Source organism: Micromonospora sp. NPDC057141, assembly GCF_042670805.1.
Classification (GTDB): domain Bacteria; phylum Actinomycetota; class Actinomycetes; order Mycobacteriales; family Micromonosporaceae; genus Micromonospora.
Genome location: NZ_JBHUVA010000148.1, coordinates 1 through 6,283, shown reverse-complemented (window position 1 = coordinate 6,283; position 6,283 = coordinate 1). Strand labels below are relative to the sequence as shown.

The window sequence follows — 6,283 nt, the reverse complement described above, 5'->3', positions numbered from 1 at the left end:
GCCGTCAGTCGGCCCTGGCCAGGTCCCGGAAGACGCTGAGCGTGGCCGGGTCGTCGATGGTGGCCGGCACCGGCTCGTCGCGCCCCTCCACCAGCCCGCGCATGGTGCGGCGCAGGATCTTGCCGGAGCGGGTCTTCGGCAGCGCCGGCACGACGGTCACCCGGCGGAACGCGGCCACCGGGCCGATCCGCTCCCGCACCAGGGCCACCAGCTCGGCGGCGAGGCTGTCCGGGGCGGCCTCCACGCCGGCCTTGAGCACCACGTACCCGCTGGGCACCTGGCCCTTCAGCGCGTCGGCGACGCCGATCACGGCGCACTCGGCCACCGCCGGATGCCCGGCCAGCACCTCCTCCATCGCCCCGGTGGAGAGCCGGTGCCCGGCCACATTGATCACGTCGTCGGTGCGGCCCATCACGTAGAGGTAGCCGTCGGCGTCGAACCGGCCGCCGTCGCCGGTCAGGTAGTAGCCGTCAAAGGTGCTCAGGTACGACCGGACGTACCGCTCGTCGTCGCCCCAGAGGGTGGGCAGGCAGCCCGGCGGCAGTGGCAGCCTGATCACGATCGAGCCGTCGACGCCCGCCGGCACCTGCGCGCCCCGCGAGTCGACCACCCGCACGTCGTAGCCGGGGACCGGCACCGAGGGCGAGCCGGCCTTGATCGGCAGCGGTTCGAGGCCGCGCGGGTTCGCCGCCACCGGCCAGCCCGTCTCGGTCTGCCACCAGTTGTCCACCACCGGCACGCCCAGCCGCGCCCCCGCCCAGGCGAAGGTGTCCGGGTCGAGCCGCTCCCCGGCCAGGAAGAGCGTCCGCAGGCTGGTCAGGTCGTACCGACCGATGCGGGTGCCGTCCGGGTCCTGCCGGCGGATCGCCCGGATCGCGGTGGGGGCGGTGAACAGGGCGGCCACCCGGTGCTGCGACACGACCCGCCAGAACGCCCCCGCGTCCGGGGTGCCGACGGGCTTGCCCTCGTACAGCACGGTGGTCGCGCCGGTGAGCAGCGGGCCGTAGACGATGTAGGAGTGGCCGACCACCCAGCCGACGTCGGAGGCGGCCCAGAAGACGTCGCCCGGCCCGATGTCGAAGACGTGGCGCATCGACCAGCGCAGCGCCACCGCGTGCCCGCCGTTGTCGCGTACGACGCCCTTCGGGCGGCCGGTGGTGCCGGAGGTGTACAGCACGTAGAGCGGGTCGGTGGCGGCGACGGGGACGCAGTCGGCGGGCTCCGCGCCGTCGAGGGCGTCGTCCCAGGTGACGTCCCGGCCCGGGGTCAGCGGGGCGGGATGTTGGGGGCGCTGCACGATCACGCACCGCTGCGGGGCGTGCTCGGCCTCGGCGAGGGCCGCGTCGAGGATCGGGTGGTAGGGCACGATCCGGTCCACCTCGATGCCGCACGAGGTGGCCACGACCACCTTCGGCCGGGCGTCGTCGATGCGGACAGCCAGCTCGTGCGCGGCGAACCCGCCGAACACCACGGAGTGCACCGCGCCGATCCGGGCGCAGGCCAGCATCGCGACCACCGCCTCCGGGACCATCGCCAGGTAGAGCAGCACCCGGTCGCCCCGGCCGACCCCGAGCCGGCGCAGCGCCCCGGCGAACCGCGCGGTCACATCAAGCAGTTCGGCGTACGTGTAGGTGCTGGTGACGCCCGTGACCGGGCTGTCGTGGATCAGGGCCGGCTGGTCCCCCCGCCCCGCCGCCACGTGCCGGTCCAGGGCGTTGTGGCAGGTGTTCAGCTCCCCGTCGGGGAACCAGCGGTACAGCGGGGCCCGGGTGTCGTCGAGGATCCGCTGCGGCGGCCGGTGCCAGTCGATCTCCGCCGCCGCGTCCCGCCAGAAGCCGGTCGGATCGGCGATGCTCCGCTCGTAAGCTGCTCGATACGCGCCCATCCGGCCATGATCGCCGGGCACGACGGGTGGGCACGACGGCCGATCGGTTCCGGTGCGCCGGACGTACCCCCCGGGTCGCCGAACGGTGCTGCGGTCGGCCGACGGGGCCCCGTCCGGGCGGTCTGCCGGCCCTCTCCGCAACCGGGTCCGCCCGGGGCGGATGAAGGCCCGCCGGGCGGGTAAGCGGCGCCGGCCTGGTGAGGAACGGCCGGCGTCGCGCCGGCCGCGACGGCGACGCCCGGGCGGCCGGCTCACGCCGGCCACCCGGGCGCACCGGACTCAGTTGCCGGTGACCCAGTTCCAGGCGGAGACCACCCACTCGGTCTGCTGGAGGTAGGCGACCCCCAGGCCGACCAGGAAGACGGCTGTCACCAGGTGGGCGCCCCGGGCGCTGCGCCGGACCCGCCCGAGCTGCCGCTCCCAGATCACCCGGCCGAGCAACCGGGACAGCCCGAACAGGCCTGCGGCGACCAGCAGGCTGAGCAGGAAGGTGAGCACCGGCGCACCCAGGTTGCCCCGCCCGGAGATGGCCCAGATGCCCCAGCAGACGAAGGCGAAGAGTGCGCCGGCGGCGCTCCACTCGCCGCCGGCCCGAAGCTGGCTCAGGTGCCAGCTCAGCGGCCGGCGGGGCGCCGACACGTCGGACCAGTGCCCGTCGTGCCCGTCGTGGTCACCGTGGCCGCCGTGTTCGACGGAGGGAAACTGCGCGGTACGCGGCGCGCGGCGCTGGCCGACGGACGCCACGCCCCGGCGGAAGGCGTCGGGCTGCGGCGGCACCCCGACACCCGGCTGCGGCGACACCTCGACCGTGCGCTCCGCCCACGGCTGTGTCTGGTCTGCCATCTCGTGTCCTCCCCCTGACCGATGCCGGCGTCGCCGGCCCGCCGTCTTCGAGGGTAACCAGCCGGCAAATCCGCTCGCCCGTGCGTGGGCTGTGGGATAGACACGGACAATGACGGATACTGCGCTGCCGATCACCATCGGCCGGCCCGGCGACTTCGACGAGCTGGCCCGCCTGTTCGAGATCGCGTTCCACACCACCCTCGGCACCGAGACGCGCGAGGCCGAACGGAGCATCTGGGAACCGCAGCGGAGCCTGCTGGTCTTCGACGGCGCGGACCTCGTCGCGTCCGCCGCGGCGTTCACCCGGGAGCTGACCGTGCCCGGGGCGGCAGTCCCCGCCGCCCACGTGACCATGGTCGGGGTGCTGCCGACGCACCGCCGCCGCGGCCTGCTCACCCGGCTCATGCGTCGGCAGCTGCGCGAGGTCCGCGACGCCGGCCGGGAGCCGGTGGCCGTGCTCTGGGCCAGCGAGGGCAGGATCTACCCCCGCTTCGGCTACGGCCTCGCCGCCCAGCAGCTCGCCGTCGAGTGCGCCACCACCGAGCTGCGGCTGCCCGCCCCGACCGCCGCCGAGGGCCAGCTGCGCCTGGACCGCCCGGCCGCGCGGCGGGCCGAGCTGGCCCGGGTGTACGACCGGCAGCGCGCCGACCGCCCCGGCTGGTCCGACCGGGACGACAGGTGGTGGCGGTACGTGCTCGGCGACCCGCCCGGCGGGCGGGACGACGCGACGGAGCGGCGGGTGCTGCTGCACGAGGCCCCGGACGGCACGCTCGACGGGTACGCGCTGTGGCGCTCCCGAGGCGGCCACGACGCCGCCGGCCCGTGTGGCGTGACCGTCGTCGAGGAGCTGGTGGCCGCGAACCCGGCGGCCCGCCTGGCGCTGTGGCGGCCGCTGCTCTCGCTCGACCTGACCCGGCGGCTGTCCTACCGGGGGCCGGTGGACGATCCGCTGCTGCGCCTGGTCAACGAGCCGCGCCGGCTGGAGCCCCGGGTGACCGACGCGCTGTGGCTGCGGGTGGTGGACGTACCCGCCGCCCTCGCCGCCCGCCGCTACGCCGCCGCCGTCGACGTGGTGGTCGAGGTGACCGACGAGCTGCTGCCGGAGAACGCGGGGCGCTGGCGGCTGACCGGCGGCCCGGACGGCGCCCGCTGCGTGCCCGCCGACGGGCCGGCCGACCTGGCGTGCGACGTCCGGGCGCTCGGCGAGCTGTACCTGGGCGGGGTGGGCCTCACGGCGCTCGCCGACGCCGGACGGGTCGCCGAGCTGCGCCCCGGCGCGCTCGCCGCCGCCGGCCCGGCCTTCTCCTGGCACCGGGCCCCGTCGGGGTCGGGCGTCTTCTGACCGGCGGGGCGGTACGGTCGACGAATGGGTGACGCGGAGCGACGGCGACGCCGGTCGAGGCACCACACCGACGGCGAGGCCCCGGCGGACGCCACGGCCGGGGTGCAGGACGTGGTGGCCGAGCCGCCACGCCGCCGGCCCGCCCCCGGCGGCGACGACCGGGACGGCGGCGAGCGGGGCCTGCGCGGCCTGGTCGGCCCCGGTTCCTCGCAGGTGGGGCTGCGGGCGGCGATGCGGGCCCGGGACGCCGCCCGGCCCACCGAGGCGGACCTGGCCGAGGCCGAGGAGCGGGTGGTCGTCGTCCGGCGCAACTGGGTGCCCCGCGAGGACCTGCCCCGCTCCGGTCGCTGAGCGGGACGGGTCCTCTCCGGGCGGGTCCTCTCCGGGTCAGGGCAGCTCGGGCAGCTCGTGGCTCTGCTCGTACGCGGCGACCTGGTCGATCCGGCGGGCGTGCCGGGGGTTGCCGGAGAACGACGTGGTGAGGAACGCCTCGACGATGGCGGTCGCCTCGTCCAGGGTGTGCTGGCGGGCGCCGACGGCCACGACGTTCGCGTCGTTGTGCTCCCGGCCGAGCTGGGCGGTGTCGATGCTCCAGGCCAGCGCCGCCCGCACTCCGGCGACCTTGTTGGCGGCGATCTGCTCGCCGTTGCCAGAACCGCCGATGACGATCCCGAGGCTGTCCGGGTCGGCGACCACGCGGGTGCCGGTGTGCAGGCAGAACGCCGGGTAGTCGTCGTCCGGGTCGAAGACGTGCGGCCCGACGTCGACCACCTCGTACCCCTGCTTGGCGAGGTGGCTGGCCAGGTGCACCTTCAGCTCGAAACCGGCGTGGTCGGATCCCAGATAGACGCGCATACCGCGCAGTCTGTCAGGCCGGCTCACGCGCCGACGCACGGGCGGCGGCGCGGAGCCGGTTTCGCCACAAAAGCGCAGGTCAGCGGGGTAGCTCGGCCACCACCAGGCCGCCCCGGGCCTTCGGCGTGAACCAGGTGCTCTTGCGCGGCATCTTCTCCCGGGCCAGGTTCACCGCGACGAAGTCGTCGACGGTCACCGGGGCGATCAGCACGGCCAGCTCGGCGCGGCCCGCGTCGACCTCGCCGGTCAGCCAGCTCGCCGGGTAGTCGCCGCCGACGTACGTGATCCGCTTGTCGCCGGGGTCGAGGCCGAGCGCGTCGCGCAGCAGCACCCGCTCGACCAGGGCGTGGTCGAGGTTCTCCAGCCGGCCGCCGTCGACGTGCGGCAGGCGCACCGCGTACCCCTGGTCGGGCAGCCGGAGCACGACGGTGCCGCTGGCCGCGGGGACCTCGACCGGGCCGTCGACCGGCTCGACCTCGGCCCCGGCGGCGCGGAGCCGGTCGACCAGCTCGGCCGGGGTGACGGTCAGCTCGCTGACCAGCCGGTTGTAGGGCTGGATGGCGACCGATGCGGGGGTGGTCACCACGGCCAGGAAGCGGGACAGGCCGCCGGTCTGGGCGGCGAGGCTGCGGTGGTTGCCGTCGGCGACCACCAGCTCGCCGCCGCCGGCGAGCGCGGTCAGCGCGTCCTGCTCGGGGCCGGGGCCGAGCAGCCACACGGCGTGCGTGCGCCCGGCCTGGTCGGTGTCGGTCGCGGCGGGCGCGCCGGCCGTCTCGGTCGCCGCCGCGAGCGCGGCGTGCAGCTCGTCGCCCCGGCCGGTCTGGAGCAGGAGTACGGGCGAGAGCAGGTGCCCGAGCGCCTCGGCGAGGGCGACCCGTTCCCGGACCTTGGCGATGAAGACGTCTTCGTTGCGGATGACCAGGCCCGGCTCGTCGGCGCTGGTGGAGATCTGGTCGGTGTCGACCATGGCGAACAGCCCGTACGCGGTCTCCTCCCCCGGCGCGCTGATCCGGTAGAGGACCACGACCTGCTCGGCCGGGGTGTAGCTGCCGTCGGCCTTCGCCTCGGTGAACCGGGCCACCGCGTCGGGGAGCGCGTCGAGGAACGACTTCCCCAGGCTCTCCGGCGCCCGGTGGGGCATCTCGATGCCGAGGGCACTGTGCGGGTTCGCCTCGATGATCGCGGTGATCTCCGCGTCGTCGGCGAACTCGTCGTAGTTCTGCGCGCCGGTGCCGCCAGTGGTGATCCAGGCCCGGGCGATCGGATGCACGACCGTCATGTCCGCTGACGCTACCGCCGCGCGCTCACGCCACCCCCCGCACCCCACCCCAGTCCACCAACTGAGCGGGGCCCCGCCG

General features: G+C 75.6%; 6 protein-coding genes. 2 read left to right on the top strand and 4 right to left on the bottom strand.

The genetic code is table 11. From position 1 onward, the window contains the following. Positions 1–4 precede the first annotated feature (4 nt). Together ACFT41_RS31955 and ACFT41_RS31950 are read right to left on the bottom strand one after the other, a co-directional pair. On the bottom strand, positions 5–1,885 hold the full coding sequence (locus ACFT41_RS31955) for a propionyl-CoA synthetase (protein ID WP_377590240.1): 1,881 nt from the start codon (positions 1,883–1,885) through the stop codon (positions 5–7). Between the two features lie 279 nt (positions 1,886–2,164). Next, the gene (locus ACFT41_RS31950) at positions 2,165–2,728 is read right to left on the bottom strand and encodes a hypothetical protein (protein WP_377590242.1); all 564 of its coding nucleotides are present in this window, start codon (positions 2,726–2,728) and stop codon (positions 2,165–2,167) included. A gap of 109 nt (positions 2,729–2,837) precedes the next feature. Here ACFT41_RS31950 and ACFT41_RS31945 point away from each other — a divergent pair, with 109 nt between their 5' ends. Both ACFT41_RS31945 and ACFT41_RS31940 read left to right on the top strand, forming a co-directional pair. Further along, positions 2,838–4,070: a GNAT family N-acetyltransferase gene (locus ACFT41_RS31945; protein ID WP_377590244.1), complete on the top strand. Its 1,233-nt coding sequence runs from the start codon at positions 2,838–2,840 to the stop codon at positions 4,068–4,070. A gap of 24 nt (positions 4,071–4,094) precedes the next feature. Continuing rightward, positions 4,095–4,421, top strand: coding sequence for a hypothetical protein (locus tag ACFT41_RS31940; protein WP_377590245.1), 327 nt, complete (start codon positions 4,095–4,097; stop codon positions 4,419–4,421). Positions 4,422–4,457: 36 nt separating this feature from the next. Here the strand turns inward: ACFT41_RS31940 and ACFT41_RS31935 are convergent, their stop codons facing one another. Then, positions 4,458–4,925 (bottom strand): ribose-5-phosphate isomerase, encoded by a 468-nt coding sequence (locus ACFT41_RS31935; protein WP_377590247.1) that lies wholly within the window; start codon positions 4,923–4,925, stop codon positions 4,458–4,460. Positions 4,926–5,004: 79 nt separating this feature from the next. Next, entirely contained in the window at positions 5,005–6,204 is a 1,200-nt protein-coding gene (locus ACFT41_RS31930) for a DUF1015 family protein (RefSeq protein ID WP_377590248.1), read from the bottom strand. Positions 6,205–6,283: the final 79 nt, after the last annotated feature.

Excerpts from the sequence above, each read along its gene's own strand:
- ACFT41_RS31940 (WP_377590245.1), top strand. The coding sequence starts at position 4,095 with ATGGGTGACGCGGAGCGACGGCGACGCCGGTCGAGGCACCACACCGAC.
- ACFT41_RS31955 (WP_377590240.1), bottom strand. The coding sequence starts at position 1,885 with ATGGGCGCGTATCGAGCAGCTTACGAGCGGAGCATCGCCGATCCGACC.
- ACFT41_RS31930 (WP_377590248.1), bottom strand. The coding sequence starts at position 6,204 with ATGACGGTCGTGCATCCGATCGCCCGGGCCTGGATCACCACTGGCGGC.
- ACFT41_RS31935 (WP_377590247.1), bottom strand. The coding sequence starts at position 4,925 with ATGCGCGTCTATCTGGGATCCGACCACGCCGGTTTCGAGCTGAAGGTG.
- ACFT41_RS31945 (WP_377590244.1), top strand. The coding sequence starts at position 2,838 with ATGACGGATACTGCGCTGCCGATCACCATCGGCCGGCCCGGCGACTTC.
- ACFT41_RS31950 (WP_377590242.1), bottom strand. The coding sequence starts at position 2,728 with ATGGCAGACCAGACACAGCCGTGGGCGGAGCGCACGGTCGAGGTGTCG.